This window comes from Saccharopolyspora dendranthemae, assembly GCF_007829955.1.
Classification (GTDB): domain Bacteria; phylum Actinomycetota; class Actinomycetes; order Mycobacteriales; family Pseudonocardiaceae; genus Saccharopolyspora; species Saccharopolyspora dendranthemae.
Window position 1 is genome coordinate 600,884 of record NZ_VIWX01000001.1, and the last position, 19,408, is coordinate 620,291.

The 19,408-nt window shown below is 69.5% G+C and carries 18 protein-coding genes; 8 read left to right on the forward strand and 10 right to left on the reverse strand.

Annotated features, from left to right (window positions below; translation table 11 throughout):
• Positions 1 to 12 precede the first annotated feature (12 nt).
• Together FHU35_RS02620 and FHU35_RS02625 are read left to right on the forward strand one after the other, a co-directional pair.
• A complete protein-coding gene (locus tag FHU35_RS02620) occupies positions 13 to 1,713 on the forward strand; it encodes a PQQ-dependent dehydrogenase, methanol/ethanol family (RefSeq protein ID WP_145736331.1) in 1,701 nt (566 codons plus the stop codon).
• 118 nt (positions 1,714 to 1,831) lie between these two features.
• The gene (locus FHU35_RS02625; protein ID WP_186459228.1) at positions 1,832 to 2,596 is read left to right on the forward strand and encodes an alpha/beta fold hydrolase; all 765 of its coding nucleotides are present in this window, start codon (positions 1,832 to 1,834) and stop codon (positions 2,594 to 2,596) included.
• A gap of 4 nt (positions 2,597 to 2,600) precedes the next feature.
• On the opposite strand, the gene FHU35_RS02630 is transcribed toward FHU35_RS02625, so the two are convergent.
• Entirely contained in the window at positions 2,601 to 3,272 is a 672-nt protein-coding gene (locus tag FHU35_RS02630) for a polysaccharide deacetylase family protein (RefSeq protein WP_145736335.1), read from the reverse strand.
• Between the two features lie 515 nt (positions 3,273 to 3,787).
• Between FHU35_RS02630 and FHU35_RS02635 the strand changes: the two genes are divergently transcribed.
• Positions 3,788 to 5,098 carry an MFS transporter gene (locus FHU35_RS02635; RefSeq protein ID WP_145736337.1) on the forward strand — a complete coding sequence of 437 codons (1,311 nt, stop codon included), beginning with the start codon at positions 3,788 to 3,790 and terminating at the stop codon, positions 5,096 to 5,098.
• A 92-nt stretch (positions 5,099 to 5,190) separates the two neighbouring features.
• Here FHU35_RS02635 and FHU35_RS02640 read toward each other — a convergent pair whose 3' ends face one another.
• Complete coding sequence (locus FHU35_RS02640; RefSeq protein WP_222429265.1) at positions 5,191 to 5,985, reverse strand: sulfite exporter TauE/SafE family protein; 795 nt, start codon at positions 5,983 to 5,985, stop codon at positions 5,191 to 5,193.
• 129 nt (positions 5,986 to 6,114) lie between these two features.
• On the opposite strand from FHU35_RS02640, the gene FHU35_RS02645 reads away from it, so the two are divergent.
• Positions 6,115 to 6,624, forward strand: a complete 510-nt coding sequence (locus FHU35_RS02645; RefSeq protein ID WP_145736339.1) for a hemerythrin domain-containing protein — start codon at positions 6,115 to 6,117, stop codon at positions 6,622 to 6,624.
• 36 nt (positions 6,625 to 6,660) lie between these two features.
• On the opposite strand, the gene FHU35_RS02650 is transcribed toward FHU35_RS02645, so the two are convergent.
• Positions 6,661 to 7,422, reverse strand: a complete 762-nt coding sequence (locus FHU35_RS02650) for an IclR family transcriptional regulator (RefSeq protein WP_186459229.1) — start codon at positions 7,420 to 7,422, stop codon at positions 6,661 to 6,663.
• Positions 7,423 to 7,560: 138 nt separating this feature from the next.
• On the opposite strand from FHU35_RS02650, the gene FHU35_RS02655 reads away from it, so the two are divergent.
• The 4 genes from FHU35_RS02655 (at position 7,561) to FHU35_RS02670 (ending at position 11,489) form a co-directional block, all read left to right on the forward strand.
• A complete protein-coding gene (locus FHU35_RS02655; RefSeq protein WP_145736344.1) occupies positions 7,561 to 8,916 on the forward strand; it encodes an RraA family protein in 1,356 nt (451 codons plus the stop codon).
• 46 nt (positions 8,917 to 8,962) lie between these two features.
• Positions 8,963 to 10,306: a TRAP transporter large permease subunit gene (locus FHU35_RS02660; protein ID WP_145736346.1), complete on the forward strand. Its 1,344-nt coding sequence runs from the start codon at positions 8,963 to 8,965 to the stop codon at positions 10,304 to 10,306.
• A gap of 25 nt (positions 10,307 to 10,331) precedes the next feature.
• Complete coding sequence (locus FHU35_RS02665) at positions 10,332 to 10,586, forward strand: hypothetical protein (RefSeq protein ID WP_145736348.1); 255 nt, start codon at positions 10,332 to 10,334, stop codon at positions 10,584 to 10,586.
• Positions 10,587 to 10,697: 111 nt separating this feature from the next.
• Positions 10,698 to 11,489 (forward strand): acetoin reductase, encoded by a 792-nt coding sequence (locus tag FHU35_RS02670; RefSeq protein WP_145736350.1) that lies wholly within the window; start codon positions 10,698 to 10,700, stop codon positions 11,487 to 11,489.
• Between the two features lie 72 nt (positions 11,490 to 11,561).
• Here the strand turns inward: FHU35_RS02670 and FHU35_RS02675 are convergent, their stop codons facing one another.
• The 7 genes from FHU35_RS02675 to FHU35_RS02705 form a co-directional block, all read right to left on the reverse strand.
• Positions 11,562 to 13,058, reverse strand: a complete 1,497-nt coding sequence (locus FHU35_RS02675) for a sulfatase family protein (RefSeq protein ID WP_145736352.1) — start codon at positions 13,056 to 13,058, stop codon at positions 11,562 to 11,564.
• Complete coding sequence (locus tag FHU35_RS02680) at positions 13,055 to 14,038, reverse strand: aliphatic sulfonate ABC transporter substrate-binding protein (protein ID WP_145736354.1); 984 nt, start codon at positions 14,036 to 14,038, stop codon at positions 13,055 to 13,057. Before FHU35_RS02680 ends, FHU35_RS02675 begins: the two co-directional genes overlap by 4 nt.
• Positions 14,035 to 14,844: an ABC transporter ATP-binding protein gene (locus FHU35_RS02685; RefSeq protein ID WP_145736356.1), complete on the reverse strand. Its 810-nt coding sequence runs from the start codon at positions 14,842 to 14,844 to the stop codon at positions 14,035 to 14,037. The genes FHU35_RS02680 and FHU35_RS02685 overlap by 4 nt, the downstream gene beginning before the upstream one ends.
• Positions 14,826 to 15,629 (reverse strand): ABC transporter permease, encoded by an 804-nt coding sequence (locus tag FHU35_RS02690; protein WP_145736357.1) that lies wholly within the window; start codon positions 15,627 to 15,629, stop codon positions 14,826 to 14,828. The genes FHU35_RS02685 and FHU35_RS02690 overlap by 19 nt, the downstream gene beginning before the upstream one ends.
• 69 nt (positions 15,630 to 15,698) lie before the next feature.
• Positions 15,699 to 16,910 (reverse strand): ROK family transcriptional regulator, encoded by a 1,212-nt coding sequence (locus tag FHU35_RS02695; protein ID WP_246110032.1) that lies wholly within the window; start codon positions 16,908 to 16,910, stop codon positions 15,699 to 15,701.
• A gap of 253 nt (positions 16,911 to 17,163) precedes the next feature.
• Positions 17,164 to 18,741 (reverse strand): GMC oxidoreductase, encoded by a 1,578-nt coding sequence (locus tag FHU35_RS02700; protein WP_145736360.1) that lies wholly within the window; start codon positions 18,739 to 18,741, stop codon positions 17,164 to 17,166.
• Positions 18,742 to 18,832: 91 nt separating this feature from the next.
• The gene (locus FHU35_RS02705) at positions 18,833 to 19,390 is read right to left on the reverse strand and encodes a TetR/AcrR family transcriptional regulator (protein WP_186459230.1); all 558 of its coding nucleotides are present in this window, start codon (positions 19,388 to 19,390) and stop codon (positions 18,833 to 18,835) included.
• Positions 19,391 to 19,408 lie beyond the last annotated feature (18 nt).

Sequence of the window (19,408 nt, forward strand, 5' to 3'; positions counted from 1 at the left end):
CAGGAGCAAGTCATGACCGTGGAATACGTGGACGCCGGTGAGGCGATCGACCAGGGCCTGCTGACCAGCTCGCCCCGCAACGCACCCGACGTCGCGATGAGCGTCGGATACGAACGCCTGCTCGACGCGCGCAACGAATCGCACAACTGGCTCACCTACTACGGCGCCTACGACGGGCAGCGCTACAGCCTGCTCGACGAGATCAACACCGAGACCGTCCAGAGCATCGGCCCCGCCTGGATCTTCCAAGCGGGCACCGCAGGCATGATCGCCGGTGCGTCGACCTACGCGTTCGAGACCTCACCGCTGGTCGTCGACGGGGTCATGTACATCTCCGGCTGGGACGGCTGGGTGTGGGCGCTGGACGCCAAGACCGGCGAGCAGCTCTGGCGCTACAAGCACGCCGTGCCCTACGACGTGTCGCTGTGCTGCGGCAACGTCAACCGCGGTTGCGCCGTGGCCAAGGGCAAGGTCTTCAGCGTCACGCCCAACGCGCACCTGGTCGCGCTCGACGCCATGACCGGCCAGAAGCTCTGGGACAAGACCACGGGTGACGTGCGGGCCGGGGAGAGCGCGACGCTCGCCCCTCTGATCGTCAAGGACATGGTCATCGTCGGCAGCTCCGGCGGCGAGTTCGGCGTGCGCGGCCACATGGACGCCTTCGACCTGGAGTCCGGCGAGCACCGCTGGCGCTGCTACACGGTGCCCAAGCCCGGCGAACCGGGTTCCGAGACCTGGCCGGCCGACGGCGAGGCCTGGGCGCGCGGTGGTGCGAACCCGTGGATCACCGCGACCTTCGACCCGGACACCAACATGCTCTACGTGGGCACCGGGAACCCCGCTCCCGACTTCGACGGGGCGGTGCGCGAGGGCGACAACCTCTACACCGACAGCATCGTCGCCATCGACGCGGACGCCGGAAGCATCCAGTGGCACTACCAGTGCACCCCGCACGACGTGTGGGACTACGACAGCACGATGGAGAACATCCTGTTCGACCAGGACGGGCGCAAGATGCTCGGCCACTTCGACAAGAACGGGTACTTCTTCGTGCTCGACCGCACCAACGGCGAGCTGATCTCGGTCACGCCCTACGTGGACCGGATCGACTGGGGCACCATCACCCGCGACGGCAAGGTGACCCCGCGCAAGTACCCGGACGCCGAAGGCGAGCCGGTCCACTTCTACCCCGGCCCGGCCGGTGCCAAGGAGTGGACGCACGCCGCCTACAGCCCGCGCACCGAGCTGTTCTACGTCCCGGTGCAGGACGTCGGCGCCACCGCCACCCGGCGGCGCCGCGAGTTCCGCGAAGGAATCCCCTACTGGGGTGCGGGTGTTCAGGTGGACGCCGACGACATGCGCGGCTCCATCAGCGCTTTCGACTCCAAGGGCGAGGAGAAGTGGCGCTGGCGCAACAACCTGCCGATGTGCTCGTCGGTGCTGACCACCGCCGGGGACCTGGTGTTCGCGGGAACGCCCTCGGGTGAGTTCGTCGCCCTGGACGCCCGCAGCGGCGAGAAGCTGTGGGAGTTCCAGTGCGGGAGCGGCCACCACGGCAGCCCCATGACCTACTCGGTCGACGGCAGGCAGTACATCGCCGTGCCGGTCGGTTGGGGCGGCTGGATCGAGGGGTTCCTGCCGGGAATGCTCGGTGCAGGCCACGGCAGCGCCCTCATCGTCTTCGCGCTGCCGAACATCCCGGCCATGCGGTAGGCGCTCGCACGACGTGGCCCCGGGGATGCGGTCCCCGGGGCCACGTCGTGCGGTCACGGCACCCCGGATCGTCGGTGGCGCGTGGGATGCTGGCGCGAAGCGAGCCAGGAGGACGATCGTGCCCATCGCGCACCGCAACGGACTGCAGATCGCCTACGAGATCGTCGGCGACGGACCACCGCTCGTGCTGCACCCGGGCATGTTCCAGAGCGGGAAGCAGTGGACGAGGGCCGGTTACACGTCGGCGCTGGCGCGGACCCACTCGGTGATCACCGTCGACCCGCTGGGTCTCGGTGGCAGCTCGGCTCCGCTCGATCCCGCCGACTACTCGCTGCCCCGCCGGGCGGCGTCGGTCACGGCCGTTCTCGACCACCTGGGGCTGGCCGAGGCCGCGTTCTGGGGCTACTCCCTCGGTGCCCTGACGGGGTACGCCGTGGCCGTGCACGCCCCGGAACGCCTCACCCGCCTGGTCGCGGGCGCGTTCGACCCGATCAGCGGATTCCGCCCGGCGGCCGAGGCCATGCTCCGCGATCTCGGGCTGCCCGCCGACGCGGACCCCTACCCCCACATGCGGCGCGCCGCTCGGGCGAACCCGGAGCGCGCGGCCGAGATCGACGCTCTCGACCCGGCGGCGCTGCGCGCGAACTACGAAGCCTTCTCTCGCGAACCGGGTGTTCACGAACAGCTGGGCCGGGCGGCCGTCCCGATCCTGATGTACGCGGGCAGCGCCGACCCCTGGCACGACCCGATGCGCACGTTCGCCGAGCGCACCGGCACGCCCTTCACCTCCCTGCCCGACGCCGACCACCTCCAAGCGTGGCGGGATTCCTCGCGATCCCTGGCCCTCGCCCGGCCGTTCCTCGCGGAGGACTGCCGCCCGTAGTGCGTCAGGCGTCCGGGGCGACGGCTCGGCCGGTCTCCGGGGAGATCTCGCCCGAGCAGAGCCCCTTGTTCTTCAGGGCTTCGGCGATCCTGGGGATCGCCACGAGGGTGTTGGGCGGCCAGTCGTGCATGACGATGACCTGGCCGTCGGTGAGTCCGGCGTTGGCCTGCACGATCTGATCGACGGTGGCGCCGTTCCAGTCCATCGAGTCGACGTCCCACAGGATCTCGGTGAGCCCGCGGGCCTCCGCGACCGCGCGCAGCGTCCCGTTGGTCTCGCCGTAGGGCGGGCGGAACAGCTCCGGCACCCCTCCCCCGGCGTCGGCGATCGCCTCCTGCGCCCGGGAGATCTCCTCGTCCATCTCGGACTCGGTCAGCCCGGTCATGTGCGGATGGCTGTAGCTGTGGTTGCCGACCCACATCCCGGCCTCGACCTGCGACGCGACCAACTGCGGGTGAGCCGCCGCGTTGTCGCCCTGGTTGAACATCGTTGCGCGCAGACCGCTCTCGCGCAGCGCGCTCAAGAGCTCCGCCGTCGTGTCACCGGGACCGTCGTCGAAGCTCAACCCGACGTACCCGGCGCACTCCGCACCCGCTGCCGGAACCGGACCTGCCACGGCCGCCGCCGCGAACACCGCTGCCACGACGCAGGCCCGCACTCCCGCTCTCCCCGACATGCTCACCACATCCTCTCGTCCACCACTCCACAACCTCGCCGAAGGAGGTCCCGACTCCGGCAGCCCCACCCCCGACACGGATCCGCCCGGATCGGCGGAGCACCGGGAGCAGCCCAGTTTTAGTCATAACTGAGCATGATCAATGCCCGAAATGTCGGCTCAGTTTGGACTAAAACTGGGACTTGGCGAGGCCCCGGGAGCAGGAGCGCACCGCTCCGTGGGAGTCGCCGGTCCGGAGCGAGTATGAGGGTGCGCTGCGGGGACGACGCGACGCGCGCACTCGAAAGCGTTTCAGGATTCGACCTCGCCGTGCTGGCCGAACATGGTCATCCGCAACGGTTTCGGGGCGAGAGCCCCACAGCGGGCCCCTCACGGCCGGGCGTTCGGGCTGAGCCGGAACGTCCTGAATTTGACCCTTGTGGTGATTCGTCCCGATGGATACGGTCCCTAAAACTTACACCGTTAGTTATCTGGGTCACAGACGTGTCAGACCAACACCACCGGAGGACGACCGGATGGCCGCCACCGCGACGAGTGCTCGTCGAGTAGCGCTCGCGAGCCTCATCGGCACCACCATCGAGTGGTACGACTTCTTCATCTACGGCACCGCCGCTGCGCTGGTGTTCAACCAGTTGTTCTTCCCGAAGTTCGACCCGGTCGTCGGCACCGTGGCCGCGTTCGCGACCTTCGCCGTCGGCTTCCTCGCACGTCCCATCGGCGGCGTCCTGTTCGCGCACTACGGCGACAAGCTCGGCCGCAAACCGATGCTCATCGCCTCGCTGATGCTGATGGGCATCGCGACGCTGCTGATGGGCCTGCTGCCGACCTACGCCACGATCGGCGTGTGGGCCCCGGTCCTGCTGACGCTGCTGCGGTTCGCCCAAGGCATCGGCGTCGGCGGTGAGTGGGGCGGTGCCGCGCTCATGGCCGTCGAGCACGCGCCGAAGGGCAAGCGCGGCTTCTACGGCAGCTGGCCGCAGGTCGGAGTGCCCGCGGGTCTGCTCCTGGGCAACCTGACCTTCACGGTGCTGTCGGCGAACATGTCGGAGGAGACGTTCCTGGCCTGGGGTTGGCGGGTTCCGTTCCTGTGCAGCGCGGTGCTGATCGTGGTGGGCTTCGCCATCCGGCTCAAGATCAGCGAGAGCCCGGTGTTCCAGCAGGCGATGGAGCGCAAGGACCAGGAGCGCGCCGAGCGGATGCCGGTGATCGAGGTGCTGCGCAAGCACCCGAAGACCATCCTGCTCGCCGCCGGTTCCTTCCTCGCCACCAACGCGACGTTCTACGTCGGAACGACCTGGATCGTCTCCTACACCACCAAGACCCTGGATTACGAGCGCACCACGATCCTGAGCGCGAACGCGCTGCTGGCCGCCGTCGACATCCCGCTGATGATGGCGTTCGGCCTGCTGTCGGACCGGATCGGCCGACGCGGCATGTCGCTGGGCGGGATGCTGGCGCTCGGACTGTTCGCGGTGCCGTGGATCATGCTGGTGGACAGCGGATCGATCGGGTTGTTCCTGCTCGCCGGCATCGTCGTGCAGGCCTGCCGGACCGCCGTGTACGGGCCGCAGTCCGCGTTCTTCTCCGAGCTGTTCAGCACCCGGCTTCGCTACAGCGGCGCCTCGCTGGCCTACCAGATCGCGGCGATCCTGGGCGGTGGCATCGCCCCGATGATCTGCACCGCGCTGTTCGCGGCGACCGGCAGTTCCTTCTCGATCGCCGGGTACGTCGTCGTGCTCTGCCTGATCTCCTTCGTCTCGACCTACCTGCTCGCCGAGACCTACAAGCGCGACCTCGACGACCCGCAGGTCCCCGTCAAGGCCTGACCCGACCCGAAAGTCCCTGACCACGCGGAGAACCGCGATCCTCGTCGAGGCGAGGACCGCGGTTCTCCTGGTTTCGCCACCGGGCGCGCCGGCTAGCGGACGCCTGCGGTGATGGCGGCGAGGGTGACGATCACGAGCAGGGCGAGGTAGGCGCGGGCGTGACCGGCGTCGCCGATCTTCGGCGGGCGCCTGCGGAGCAGCACGATCACCGGGATCGCCGTCACCAGCAGGATTCCCGCCGACCGCAGGTCGATCAGCCCGACGACGCCCTCCCCGGTCACCGCAGGGGTTCCGAGGAAGAACACGACGAGGGCGGGGAGGCTGATCGCGAAGGTCAGCGGGTTGGCCAGCGGCGCGGCCACCGCCATCGGCATTCCGCCACGCCGCAGCAGCGGCACCGTCATCACGCTGCCGCCCACGCCGAGGAACGACGCGACGGCACCGATCGGGACGCCCAGGGCGGTCGGGATCGGGAACCGCGAGCGGGCGGGAACCGCAGCGGCGGCGGGCCGCAGGAACCCCGGGCGCAGCAGGACGTCCGCGATGGTCACGCACAGGTAGGCGACGAAACCCCAGTGGATGAGCGGTGACGGCGCCAGGCCCGCGAGCAGCGCGCCGCAGAGCCCGCCGGCCGCGAGCAGGACGCAGAGGACCTTGGCGCCGCCGAGGCGTCGCAGCACGGGGCGCGGCGTGGCGATGGTGGCCGCGGCGGCGTTGACGACCATCACCGCTGATGAGGTCGCGATCGCGACCACGGCCGTCGACTCACCGAGCGACGCGTCGACCCACATGATCACCGGCACGGTGACGAAACCGCCGCCGAATCCGAACAGCACGGTCGTCACGCCCGTCACCAGGCCGACCAGGGCGAGGAAGAGCAAGTCCATGCCGCCCAGTCCACCGCGTCGATGGGCACCGCCACAATCCGCCCGCCCGCCGCGTCCTTGCCCTGCGCCCCGGCGATGGTCGATGATCCGCTTCAGCCCGAACCCCACCACAGGTCGAAGGGGACATCCGTGTCCGAAGACGTCATCGAACTCATCCTGGCGGACCACCGCCGCTTCGAGGACCTGCTGCGCACGCTCCGCAGCTCCGAAGCCGATCGCGGCTCCGCGCTCGGCGAGATCGCCGCGTTGCTGGTCGCGCACGCCGAAGCCGAGGAGAAGGAGGTGTACCCGGTTCTGCGCACGCTCTCCTCGGAGGACGCCGAGGACGTCGACCACGGCGCCGAGGAGCACGCCGAGGGCCACGAAGCGCTGCTGGCGCTGATGGAGTGCGGCGAACCCGGTACCGAGCAGTGGGACTCGCGGCTGGAGGAGCTGAGCGAATCGCTCACCCACCACCTGGATGAGGAGGAGCGCACCGTCCTCAACGATGCGCGCTCCGAGGTCGACGCGCAGCGCCGCGCGGAGCTCGGCAGGGCGTTCACCGCCAAGCGCCGCGAACTCATCGACTCGGACTGCGGACGCATCGAGAACGTCCGAGACCTCGTCCGCAGCAAGGGACCTTCGCAGCACCAGCACTAGACCCGGCCGCAAGCCCGGGTTCTCGCGGCCGCAGTCTCAGGCAGCCGCCGGAACCCGGGCGCCGATCGCCTGCGCCGCGCGCCGCACGTCCCCCGGCAACGCGGAATCCCGGACGTCGCCGAAGGAACCGGTCGCCCCGCTGAGCCCGACGGAGCCGAGCGCGTTCTCCGCGTTGTCGGTGATCAGCGCCGCGATCGCGGTGGTGCCGAGCTGACGCTCGTCGACCGAGATCGCGCACCGCTCGCGGCGGACCCGCTCCAGGTCGGCGCGGATGCCCGCGGCGTCCAGCACGGTCCCGCCGGCGAAGGTCACCGGGTGCAGCCGCTCGGCCTCGGCCGCGATATCGCCCTCACCGGCGAGGAAGACCTTGCCCGCGGCGCCGGGGTAGAGCGGCAGCCGCTCCCCGATGGGCAGCGAGTACTGCGGTCGCCGACCGCCTTCGACCCGGTCGATCAGCACCCGGCTCTCCTGCACCCGCACGTACAACGACGCGGTCAGCCCGGTGGCGGTCGCGATCTCCTCCAGCACCGGCCGGGCGACCAGCCGGAGCGGGCTGGTCATCGCGAACGCGTGAGCGGTCGACAGCGCGGCCGGGCCCGCGGTGTAGCCGTTGGCGTGCCTGCTGGCGTAGCCGTGCTCGATGAGCACGTTGACGACGCGCTGCGCCGTGGCCACGTGCAGCTCGCTGCGCTGGGCCAGATCCGTGAGGCGCAGCGGTTGCTGCGCGAGCTCCAGCACCTTCAGCACGTCGAAAGCCCGGTGCACCGAGCGCATCGGGTTGGTCTTCGCGGTCGTCAATGAGCCCTCCTGCAGACCTCGCGAACCTATCACTGCATGAGAAGTTTGCTCACTTCCATTGACATGCAGGTGAGCTGCTCGCACAGTTCTTCTCATCAAGTGCGTGTTCTTATCATACAGTGATATGGAGTTCGATCGATGAAGATCGCAGTGCTGGGTCTGGGAGAAGCCGGGAGCATCTACGCCGCCGGTTTCGCGGCCACCGGTGCGACCGTCGCGGGCTACGACCCGGCGGGACCGCCGATGCCGGAGGGCGTCCTCGCCGCCACCACCCTCCGCGATGCGGTGGCCGACGCCGACCTGGTCATCAGCCTGGTGACGGCCGCGCACGCCGTCCACGTCGCGGCCGAGACCGCCCCGCACCTGCGGGACTCCGCGTTCTACGCCGATCTCAACGCCGCGTCTCCGCAGCGGAAGTCCGAGGTCGCAGCAGCGCTCGGCGAGGCAGCGGACCGCTGCGCCGACGTCGCCGTCATCGGCTCGGTCCCCCAGTTCGGCCCGAGCACCGCACTGATCGTCTCCGGACCCGCCTCCCGGCCGGTGGCCGAGAACTTCCGGCTGCTGGGCGCGGAGGTGGACGCGATAGGTGGCGCCACCGGCGACGCGTCACGGCGGAAGATGCTGCGCACCGTCTTCATGAAGGGCCTGGGCGCGGTGATCACCGAGACGCTCGATGCCGGTGCCGCGGCGGGCGAATCGGACTGGGTCAGGGCTCAGATCACCCGGGCCCTCGCCGGTGGGGAGAGCGCGCTCGACCGGTTGGACAGGGGCACCCGCAAGCACGCCGAGCGGCGAGGCCACGAGTCCCAGGCCGCCGCCGACCTCCTCGCCTCGCTCGGTGTGCCGCCGACCGTGACGACCGCCATCGCCGATCACCACCGCGCGCTGAGTCTCCGCCCGCCGCACGACCTCACGACGTTGCTGGATGCCTTCGCCGGCCTCCCCGCGGCGGCCATCGGCGACGCTCGGGACCGGCTGGGCGTCGTCGCCTCCCGGGTGCGTTCGATGTTGCCCGGCGCGCACATCGCGGGCCGCGCGCTCCCGGTGCTGTGCCGACCGGGCGACAACCAGGGGATTCACCAGGCCCTGGCCGTCGCCGAACCCGGCGACGTGCTGGTCGTCGACGGTGGCGGCGACACCTCGCGCGCCCTGATCGGTGAGCTCATCGCGCACCGCGCCCTCAACCGGGGTGTGCGGGGCATGGTCATCGACGGGGCCGTGCGGGACGTCGGCGCGCTCGCCGACGCCGGGTTCCCGGTCTGGGCGGTGGGCACCTCGCCCGCCGGGCCCTACAAGAACGGGCCGTGCCGGGTCGGCGAGGACGTCGCCGTCGGCGGCGTGGCCGTGCACCGCGGCGACATCGTGGTGGCCGACGACGACGGGGCGATCGTGGTCCCCATGACGGAGGCCCGCCGGACCCTGATCGGCGCTCGTGCCGTGCTGGAGGATGAGGCCTCCCGGTACCAGCGGATCCTCAGCGAACGCCCCGCCTGACCGACCCCGTCCACCCCGCTCCAGCGCCGAAGAGGGGAACCGCACCATGCCCACCGGACTCATCGCGCTCGCCGCGTTCATCGCCACCATCATCGTCTGGAACGTCGCGTTCAAGCGGAACATGGGCGAGGCCATGCTCTTCGGCCTGCTGATCACCGCCGCGTTCGCCGGACTCGACGCGCCCGAAGCACTGCTCAACGGCATGCTGGGCGCGCTGGACGAGGAAGTCCTCTACGCCGCGATGGCGTTCGTGTTCATGGCCTACGTCATCGACCGGACCGGCCTCATCCAGAAGCTGCTCGGCATCCTCAACTCGCTGGTCGGACGCATCCGCGGCGGCCCCGTCGTCGTGGACACCTTCGGATCCGCGGTCATGGGCGCGCTGTCGGGATCGAACTCCGGCAACACCGCGGCGACCGGGGCCTTCACCGGCCCCTGGATGATCCGCACCGGTTGGAGCCCGGAGCGCAGCGCCACCGTCCTCGCGGGGAACGGCGGGCTGGGCGCCGCGTTGCCGCCGAGCTCGTCGATGGTCATCATGATCGGCTTCGCCGGCCCGATGGTGACCACCGGCCAGATCTACCTCGCCCTGCTGTGCGCGGGGGCGTACCAGGTGGCGTGGCGGCTGCTGCTCGTCGCCCACTTCGTCCGCCGCGACGGGATCCAGCGCTCGCCCGACGAGGACCTCCGGCCGCTGCGGGACGCGCTGCGCGAGGGCGGGGCCGCGACGCTGATCGTGCTCGGCGCGATCGTCCCGATCGGCATCACCGTCGGTCCGGTCGCCGAGTTCCTGACGCACCGCACCCCGATAGGTCAGGCGCTGGAGGACATCGAGATCCTCACCTGGATCCCGGTGCTCATCACCGCTCTGGCGCTTCTCGTGGGCCGCCGCGAACTCCCGCGCGGAGCGCGCGCGTGGCACGACTGGCTGGCCGGGGCGATGCCGCGCTTCACCAGCATCGGAGCGCTGCTGTTCTTCGCGGTCGCCGCCAGCGAGATCCTCGGCGAGCTGGGACTGGCCCAGGACATCGACGGCATCCTCGCCGGACTGCAGCTCAACCAGTACGTGATGGCCCTGCTGGTCGGCGTGCTGGTGGCCGTGGTCGCGGGCCCGCTGTCGTCCACGGCGACGCTCACCGCGGTCGGGCACGTCGCGTTGCTGTCGCTGGTGTCGGTCGGGGTGGATCCCGTCCTGGCGGTCACGGCGATCCTGGTGTTCGCCTCGACCGAGGGCGCCTCTCCCCCGGCCTCCGGGTCGATCTTCGTGGCGGCGGGCATCACCGGGGCCGAACCGGAGAAGACCTTCTTCCCGCTGATCGCCTACTACATGGTCCCGATCATGCTGATCGGCTGCCTGATCGCCTGGGGCGCTCTGCCCGTCCTGCGCTGAGAACCGCTACGCACGAGGAGTTCCCATGCCCACCACCACGAAGTCCAGCCGCGCCCGGGTGGCGTGCAGGACCGCGTTCATCCTGACCCTGCTGATCTTCCTCGCCCTGGCCGCGGCGCTGGTCGCGATCCAGCTCGCCGGGCTGGTCCTCCTCCAGCCCAGCTGGATCACCTGGGCGTCGGACACCCTGCTCACCCCCAGCATCGCCGCGGCCGTCCTGTTCGGACTCGTCGCGTTCATCGGTGGCTACTTCGCCGCGGAGGAACCTGCCGGGGACTGAAGAGCTGTCTCAAAGTGAGACAGCCGAGGCCTGCCCGGCATCGGGCTCGGTGCCTAGCCTCGCCGGCGGATGTGAACGCAGACCCACGCCACGAGGAAACGGAGAATCCCGATGGCCGCTCAGGACAGGTCCCGCGTAGTGCTCGTCACCGGCGCCGCGCGGGGGATCGGCAAGGGGATCGCGCTGCGGCTGGCCGCGGACGGTCACGACGTCGCCGTCAACGACGTCGCGGCCAACGCCGATCAGCTCCAGTCGGTCGCCGCCGAGATCACCGCGCTGGGCAGGCGCTCGGCCGTCCTGCCCGCCGACGTCGCCGACGCGGGCGCCGTGCAGGACATGGTGCAGGGCGTGGCCGACGAGCTCGGCCGGCTCGACGTGATGGTGGCCAACGCCGGTATCGCGCACGTGAAACCGCTGCTGGAGGTGACGCCGGAGGAGTTCGACGAGCTGATGTCGATCAACCTGCGCGGCGTGCACCTCTGCTACAACGCCGCCGCCAGGAAGATGATCGAGCAGGGTGACGGCGGCAAGATCATCGGTGCTTCCTCGATCGTCGGCTACCGCCCGTTCCCGCTGCTGGCGCACTACTCCGCCTCGAAGTGGGCGGTGCGCGGCCTGACCCAGGCCGCCGCGATGGAGTGGGCGCAGTACGGCATCACCGTCAACGCCTACTGCCCCGGCATCGTCGGCACGGCGATGTGGGACCACATCGACGAGAAGCTCGCCGAGCACGAGGGACTCCGCAAGGGCGCGGCCATCGACAAGTACTCGGAGCTGATCCACCTCGGCCGGGTCTCCGTCCCCGAGGACGTGGCGTCGTTCGTCTCCTACCTCGCCTCCGCCGACTCCGACTACATGACCGGCCAATCGGTGATGATCGACGGCGGCATCCAGTTCTCCTGACGCACGCGCTCGTCCCACCGGCCCGGCGCCGGTGGGACGAGGCATCACCACGGTTGCGGCACGAGCGCGTGATCAGGGCTGGTAGGTGCTTTCGTCCAAGCCGCTGAGGGTGGGGTCGTAGGCGATCTCGCCGACCTCGTACATCGAGGTCATCCAGTGGTAGAAGTTGTCGCCCCGGTCGCGGAGGAGTTCGTAGAGCCGTCGCATCAGGCGACCTCGGACCTCCGCCATCTCCGGGTGCGGGTAGCGGTTGATGAGCTCGTCGGGGTCCGTTTCCAGGTCGTAGAGCTCGTTGACCGAGTCCGGGTTGACCACGAGCTTGTACCGGTCGGTGCGCAGCATCCGCTGGGGGTACGGGAAGTGATGTCCGTGGAACTCGCAGACGATCTCCTCGGGCCAGCCCTCGCCGTCCTCATCGGACACCAGCGGGAGCAGGCTCCGGGAATCCACGGCGAGTTCCGGGTCGATGCCGGCGAGTTCGAGGATGGTGGCGGTGCAGTCCAGGAGGCTGACGAACTCCGAGCGCACCACTCCCCCGGGCTCGCCCGGAACGCGCACGATGCCCGGTGTCCGGTAGATGTCCTCGTACATCGCCGGCCCCTTGTCGTGCAGCCGGTGGGCACCGGTGAACTCGCCGTGGTCGCAGGTGAAGAACACCGCGGTGTCGTCGGCCAGTCCCAGGCGTTGCATCGCTTCCAGTACTCGCCCGATCTCGTGGTCGATGAGCGCCACGTACCCCCAGTACGCGGCGATCAACTTGCGGGTGGTCTCCAGCGGCATCGTGTCGAACGTCCAGTGCGCGCTGTAGTTCTGCTGCACCGGGGGTTTTCCGTGGAAGGTCTCGGCGACCGAACGCGGCAGCGGCACCTCCTCCGGATCGAACATGTCGAAGTACTCGTCGGGGATGATGTAGGGCAGGTGGGGGCCGAAGAAGCTCAGCTCCAGGAAGAACGGCTTCTCGCGCTCGTGCACGTCGGCTGCGTAGCGCTCCATCATCTCGATGGTGCGGGTGGCCAGGTAGTGCTCGAAGGTCGCCTCGACCGGCTGGTGCAGCCGGGCCGCCAGGAGGTTGCCCGGCCCGCCGTTGGGCAGGGTGCCGCGGATGCGGTCGCTGATCTCGTAGGGCGGCAGGTCGTTCTCGGCGAGGTAGGCCAGGTAGTCGGGGTGCTCGACCGGGTTGTGCCAACCCGGCAGGTCCGGACCGTCGAACCCGAAGCGCCCCGCGTCCTTCTCCGTCCCGATGTGCCACTTGCCGATGAGACCGCAGTTGTACCCGTTGGCGCGCAACGACTCCGAGAAGGTGAACTGCCCGTCGGGCAGGTCCTCGATGTACCCGACGTTGCGCTCGTGGTTGGCCAGCAGCTTGTGCCGGAACGGCGCCTGACCGGTGAGCAGGCTGGCGCGGGCGGGAGTGCAGATGGCCGTCGGCGTGTACCAGCGGTCGAACCGGGTGCCGCCGGCGGCGAGCGCGTCGAGGTTCGGCGTCGCGGCCATCGGGTTGCCGTAGGCACCGAGGGTGTCGGTCCGGTGCTGGTCGGTCATCAGGAACAGGATGTTGCGCTGGTTCATCGATTTCCCGCCGAGGTGAACAGTTCTCCGGTGTAGTACTCCTGCGGTCCGGTGCTCTGCTCGAGCTGCCCGGTTCCGGTGAAGTAGGCGTCCATCGCCGACAGCCAGCGCTGCGCGGTTCCGTCGCCGGTGATTCGGTCCAGCTCATCGACGCCGAGCGCCTTCACGTTGGCGGCGTCGGCGCGGACCTGCGCCGGGTCCTTGTCCAGCATGTCCGCGGTGAGTTCGATGGTGCGCTTGGCGTTGTCGGTCCGGTACCGCATCGCGTCCCGCAGGACCGCCAGCACCCGGCGGGCCTTGTCCTGCTGTCCGGTCACCACCTCGTTGCCCGCCACGAACGCGGTCGGGAACTCCATCTGCCCGGTGAAGTCGGAGTTCTTGACCAGTTCGACGAGCCCCGGCACCTGCTTCTTGATCGTGTCGATCGCCGGGTACCAGAAGCCGGCGGCATCGATGCGCTGTGCGGAGAAGGCGGACACGATCGTGGATGCGTCCATCGGCACGATCCTGACGTCGTTCTTGGTCATCCCGGCGTTGCGCAGCGCGAGGTCCAGGATCATCTCGCCGGAGGTGCCCTGCGGGACTCCGACCGTCTTCCCACGCAGGTCCGCCACGCTGGTGATGCCCGGCTGAGCGATCACGCGGTCGGCGTTGCCGAGCGTGTTCAGGGCGACGACCTTGGCCTGCCCGGAAGCGGGCAGCCACATCGCGCCGGGACCGATGTAGCCGAAGTCGAGATCACCGCTGCCCAGTGCCTGGATCTGCAGCGGCCCGTTGTTGAACACGCTGGCCGTGGCGGTGAGACCGTGCTTCTCCCAGAGTTTCTGGTCCTCGGCCACCGCCAGCAGGCTGGCACCGTTGTAGTCGCCGATGTAGCCGAACCGGACCTCGTTCGCCTCGTCCGAACCGCCACCGCACCCGGTCAGCACCACGACGAGCGCGGCGAGCAACGCGGCGATCCCCTTCTTGCTCCAGCTCATGATGTCCTCTCAGCCGTTGCGGCGCGCTCGTCGTCCTGGTGGTACACGGAGTTCCAGACACGGTTGCGCAGCGCCGTGAACTCGGGGCTCAACCGGACCTCTTCGCTGCGCGGATGCGGCAGATCGACCCCGACGACGTCGTAGATGCGACCGGGCCGGGAGGCCATCACGATCACGCGGTCGGCCAGGTACACGGCCTCGTCGACGTCGTGGGTGATGAACAGGACCGTTCGCCGTTCCCGGTCCCAGGCGCTCAACAGCTGCTCCTGCAGCTTGACGCGGGTCAGCGCGTCGAGCGCGCCGAAGGGCTCGTCCATCAGCAGGATCGCGGGGTTCACGGCGTAGGCGCGGGCGATGGCGCAGCGCTGCCGCATCCCGCCGGACAGCGCCTTGGGCAGCACGTCGGCGAACTCCGAGAGCCCGACGACGTCGATGAAGTGCGCTGCGCGCCTGCGCCTTTCGTCCCGCGGCACGCCCGCGATCTTCAGGCCGAACTCGACGTTGCCGCGCACGGTCAGCCACGGGAACAGCGCGTACTGCTGGAAGATCACGCCGCGGTCGGGCCCCGGCCCGGAGACCTCGGCCCCGTCGACCAGGGCACGCCCCTCGTCCGGTTCCTCCAGCCCGGCGAGGATGTTGAGCAGCGTGCTCTTGCCGCAGCCCGAGGGGCCGACGACGGTGACGAACTCGTTGTCGGCGATCTCCAGCGACACGTCGTCGAGCGCGACGAACCGCTCGCGCGCGAGGCTGAAGGTCTTGCCGACGTTCTCCAGGGCGATCTTGGGGTTCACGGCCTCTCCTGCCATCCGGTCAGCTTGCGTTCGGCGAGCAGCAGCAACCGGTCCATGACCAGCCCCAGGAGCCCGATGGCGATCAAGCTGACGAAGATCGTCGGCAGGTCGTAGTACAGCTGGGCGTTTTGCATCCGGAAACCGAGGCCCTCCTGGGCCGCGATGAGCTCCGCGGCGACCACCGTCGCCCACGCCGAGCCGAGACCGACGCGCATGCCGACCAGGATGAACGGCGCCGAAGCCGGCACCACGACCTTGCCGAAGATGGTCGCGTCACCCGCGCCGAGCACCCGTGCCGCGTTGATCAGCGTCGGGTCGACCGTGACCACGCCCTGCAGCGTCGAGATGACGCAGGCCAGGAACGCGGCCAGGAAGATCACGAAGATCTTCGGGACCTCGCCGATGCCCATCAGCACGATGGCCAGCGGGATGATCGCCAGCGGCGGGATCGTGCGGAAGAACTGCACCCACGGTTCGGCGAGCGCCCGCACCGGCCGGTACCAGCCCATCAGGAATCCCACGGCGACCGCCAGCGCGGAGCCCAGCGCGAAGCCGGCCAGAACGCGCGCGAGGCTCGCCAGGGTGTCGTCGAGCAACGTGCCCTCGACGAGCATGTCGGCGGCTCGAGCCGCGACCTCGGGTGGTGACGGGATCTTGACGCCGAGCGCCGACACCGCCCACCACGCGGCAACTCCGAGCAGGACCGAGGCCGCGTTGAGCGCGAGCGGTGCGCTGCGGCGGCGCGGCGCGGGCCGCGGTCCCGCCTTCGACGCGGTGTCGCGCTCGCTGAGGACTGCCATGGTCAGGACTCCTTCGACGGGCGTTCCGGCGCCCGCACCGCAGGTGAAGCCATCTCGGGAAACAACTCCTCACGCCGGCAGCGCGCGGACGGGCGCCGGTTCCGGTTGGTCGGCCAGCATCGGCGCGCTGCGGAAGAGCGCGGCCAGCGCGCCGATGGCGCCGTCGTCGTCGGCGAGCCGCGCGGCCCGGACGACGGGCCTCGCCGCGACCCACGGGAACAGCTCCTCGCCGAGGGTCTCGCTGGTCCGCTCGACGAGAGCCGGTGTCAGGCGGGCGATCTCGCCCCCTATCACGATCTCGGCCGGGTTGAACACCATCGCCACCGTTCCCACCACCGCGCCGACCGCCGAGGCGGCCTCGCGCAGCACCTGCTTGACGACCGGATCCGCGGAGCTCGCGAGCTCGTCGATCGATCCGATGTCGGCGCCGCGCTCCCGGCAGGCCGCGAGCATCGAGGGGACCGACGCGACCGTCTTCAGGCATCCGCTCTTCCCGCAGCGGCATCGCGCACCACCCGGAGCGACGGTGACGTGCCCGAGCTCCCCGGCCAGCCCGGTCGCGCCGGAGACGATCTGACCGCCGATCACCAGCGCGCCACCGACGCCATCGGAAAGCCTCACGTAGAGCAGGTTCTCGTCGTCCGCGCCGCCCGCCAGCGCCTCCGCCAGCGCGGCGAACCGGGTGTTGTTCTCCACGATCACCGAAGCGCCGAAGCGTTCCGCGAAGGAGACGTCCACGTCGTCGCGCGCGGCGGCGAACCCGGTACCGAAGGCACCGTCCGGGGCGAGCGGCGCCGACGAACGCGGGTGCGGCCCGGTGACGCCGATGCCGATCCCCTGCAAGGCGCGGAAGTGCACGCCGCGTTCGACGCTGAGCCGGTCGATGAGGTCGAAGGCGATGCTGATCCGCTCCGGCCAGCCGGTGCTGTCGGGATAGGCCTGCCGCCCGGACACCACCACCTCGTGGGAGGCGTCGGCCACGGCCACGCGCACTCTGCGGTGGCCGAAGTCCACCCCCATGAACTGCCCGGAATCGGGGTCCAGCACCAGCCGCTCGGCAGGTCTGCCGCTGCCCGCGCGCGAAGCGGCGTCGGTGTCGAGCACGACGACGGAGCCGTGCCGCAGCAGGTCACGGGTGATCTCCGAGATCGTGGTGCGCGACAGGCCCACCGCCTCGGCGAGCTCACCCCGGCTCAGCGCACCCCGCTCGCGGAGCGCGCGCAGCACCCGCTCCTGGTGGCTGTGACGCACCAGGGCGTGCGCCTCGCCTGGCATTCGCATGCCCGCCATGCTCGAGGGACGTCATTTTTCCGGCAAGACTCCGACAGAATTGTTCCGGGGAGTGGAACTCCACCGACGCTCAACAGCACCCCTTGCGCCGCTGGTCCCGCTGATCTCCGAGCGCGAGAATCCCCCTTTCGAAGCATTTCCCAGTTTTAGTCCAAACCGAGGACCTTCGATGCCCGAAATGTCGGCTCAGTTATGACTAAAACTGGGAAATGTGGGGGACGTGACCTCGGCGTGGTGCGGAGGGTCAGGTGTTCTTCGGGATGTCCTCGGCGAGGACCTTGGCGATGTTGCGCTCGGCGAGGGCCGTGATCGTGACGAAGGGATTCACACCGGTGCTACCCGGGATGAGCGAACCGTCGGTGACGTAGAGGTTGTCGTAGCCCTTCACCCGGCCGTAGAGGTCGGTGGCCTCGCCCAGGACCAGACCGCCCAGCGGGTGGTAGGTGAACCGGTTCTCGAACGCCCGGGCATCGCCGAACAGGTCGTAGCGGTAGCTGGTGCCGTTGACCGAGTTGATCCGGTCGAACAGCTGCTTGGCCGCGTCGATCGACGGCTGCCCCTGCTCCTCCCGCCACTGCAGGACGGCGCGGTCCGCTCCAGGGTCGTAGCGGAACGACCCGCGCTCCGGGTTGCGCGTGATGGCCAGGTACAGGCTCGCCCAGGTCTCCAGTCCCGCTGGGACCGGGGCGATTTCGGCGAAGACCGGGTTGGCCGGGTCGTCCCAGTTGTCGATGCCCATCGCAGGCATGCCCGATTCGAGGGGGCCGACCAGGTCCTGCGGGAGGTTGGCGCGGCCGAGCATCACGTTGCCGTTGTTGCCCCAGCCCTGCCCGATCGCCTCACCGAGGTTCGGCAGCTTCCCAGTGTCGCGGGCGCGCACCAGCAGCTCGGTCGACCCCAGGCTCCCGGCACCGAGGAACAGGTGCTGGGTGGTGAGCTGCCGGATGCCGAGCACGTTGCCGAACTCGTCGATCCGCTTCACCGACAGCGCGTAGCTCCCGTCCTGCTGCTGGGCGATGTCGCGGACCTCGCTCAACGTCTCGATGGTCACGTTGCCCGTGCCCAGCGCGGCGGCGAGGTAGCTCTTGTCGAGGGAGCGCTTGCCGTGGTTGTTGCCGTAGATGACCTCGGCCGCCAGCGCCGAGCGCGGCACCAGCTCGTCCTCCTCGCGACGCATGTACTCGAAGTCGTAGACGCTGGGCACGAAGTTGGTCTTGTACCCGGCCTTCTCGGCGGCCGCGCGCGACACCCGCGCGAACTGGTAGGACCGGGACCTCTCGAACCACTCGGGGTCGATGTGATTGGTGCCGAGCATCGAGTTGGCCAGCGGGAAGAACCTGCCGTACATCTCGTCGGCGTTGACCTCGGGCAGGATCTCCTCGAAGTACCAGCGCTTCGGAGTCACCGCCATCGCGCCGTTGACCAGCGAACCACCGCCGACGCCCCGACCCACGTAGACCGACATGTCGCCGTGGTGGACGCGATCGAGAACGCCCGCGTAGGGCTCGATGTCCCGGTTGGCGACGTCCATCCACAGGAAGGACGCCAGCGGCATCTCGGTGCGGTCCTTGAACCACGTCGACCGGCGGTCCGGCGTGAGCATGTCCGAGAAGATCGTGCCGTCCTCACCGGGCTTGGTCCACGACTGCCCCATCTCGAGCATCACGGTCGGCACGCCGGCCGCGCCGAGCCGGAGCGCGGTCACCGCCGCTCCGTAGCCCGTGCCGATGACGACTGCCTGCGAGTGCTCGGCAGCCTGCGCGGAACGCCGGGTGGAGATCGTGGTCAGCCCCAGCGCCGAAGCGGAACCGAGCGCTGCCATGCCCATGAACTGGCGACGAGAAGTTGAAGCGCGCACAGCGGGCCTTTCTGTCGTTGACACAGACTTACAACAACTGTCAACGATGTAAAGGTCAAGCGGTGACGTTCAATCCACTTATCAGGTGACGGTGCAAGTAGGCGCGCAACTTGGCTTCCGATCGCGACCTGGCGCTCTCGAAGTGCACCAGCGACACCAGCCACCGCAGGCAGGTCTCGGCGATCTCATCCAGCTCGTGCTCCAGTTCGGGCTGGAACTCCACCAGCGGGAGCAGGAACGAGCGCGACAGCTCCAACGCCCGCGGACCGACGGTATCGCCGTCGAAGAGGATGCTGCCCCGTTCCGGGTACGCGATCGGCGCCAACGCCGGGCTGCTGCGGATTTCGGCACGCGCCGCGATCATGACCTCCACGACGTAGTCGGCGGCCGTCGTCGCCTCCTCGCGGGCTCGCTCAGTCACCCGCGAGATCGCCTGGATCGCCGCCTTCTCCAGCGCCTCGGACGCGAGCTGGTCCAAACCGCCGAAGTGCGCGTATATCGTCGGCCGTGACAGCCCCGAGATCCGGGAGACGGAGCTGATCGAGAGCCCGTCGTAGCCGGCGGTCGCCAAGCGCTGGATCGCAGCGTCGACGATCCTGGTGTGGACATCCATCGGGGCAGTATGCGGTGT

Coding starts and splice junctions, on each gene's coding strand:
- FHU35_RS02670 (WP_145736350.1), top strand. CDS start 10,698: ATGGCCGCTCAGGACAGGTCCCGCGTAGTGCTCGTCACCGGCGCCGCG.
- FHU35_RS02640 (WP_222429265.1), bottom strand. CDS start 5,985: ATGGACTTGCTCTTCCTCGCCCTGGTCGGCCTGGTGACGGGCGTGACG.
- FHU35_RS02630 (WP_145736335.1), bottom strand. CDS start 3,272: ATGTCGGGGAGAGCGGGAGTGCGGGCCTGCGTCGTGGCAGCGGTGTTC.
- FHU35_RS02665 (WP_145736348.1), top strand. CDS start 10,332: ATGCCCACCACCACGAAGTCCAGCCGCGCCCGGGTGGCGTGCAGGACC.
- FHU35_RS02690 (WP_145736357.1), bottom strand. CDS start 15,629: ATGGCAGTCCTCAGCGAGCGCGACACCGCGTCGAAGGCGGGACCGCGG.
- FHU35_RS02695 (WP_246110032.1), bottom strand. CDS start 16,910: ATGCGAATGCCAGGCGAGGCGCACGCCCTGGTGCGTCACAGCCACCAG.
- FHU35_RS02685 (WP_145736356.1), bottom strand. CDS start 14,844: ATGGCAGGAGAGGCCGTGAACCCCAAGATCGCCCTGGAGAACGTCGGC.
- FHU35_RS02700 (WP_145736360.1), bottom strand. CDS start 18,741: ATGGCAGCGCTCGGTTCCGCTTCGGCGCTGGGGCTGACCACGATCTCC.
- FHU35_RS02635 (WP_145736337.1), top strand. CDS start 3,788: ATGGCCGCCACCGCGACGAGTGCTCGTCGAGTAGCGCTCGCGAGCCTC.
- FHU35_RS02705 (WP_186459230.1), bottom strand. CDS start 19,390: ATGGATGTCCACACCAGGATCGTCGACGCTGCGATCCAGCGCTTGGCG.
- FHU35_RS02660 (WP_145736346.1), top strand. CDS start 8,963: ATGCCCACCGGACTCATCGCGCTCGCCGCGTTCATCGCCACCATCATC.
- FHU35_RS02680 (WP_145736354.1), bottom strand. CDS start 14,038: ATGAGCTGGAGCAAGAAGGGGATCGCCGCGTTGCTCGCCGCGCTCGTC.
- FHU35_RS02620 (WP_145736331.1), top strand. CDS start 13: ATGACCGTGGAATACGTGGACGCCGGTGAGGCGATCGACCAGGGCCTG.
- FHU35_RS02655 (WP_145736344.1), top strand. CDS start 7,561: ATGAAGATCGCAGTGCTGGGTCTGGGAGAAGCCGGGAGCATCTACGCC.
- FHU35_RS02675 (WP_145736352.1), bottom strand. CDS start 13,058: ATGAACCAGCGCAACATCCTGTTCCTGATGACCGACCAGCACCGGACC.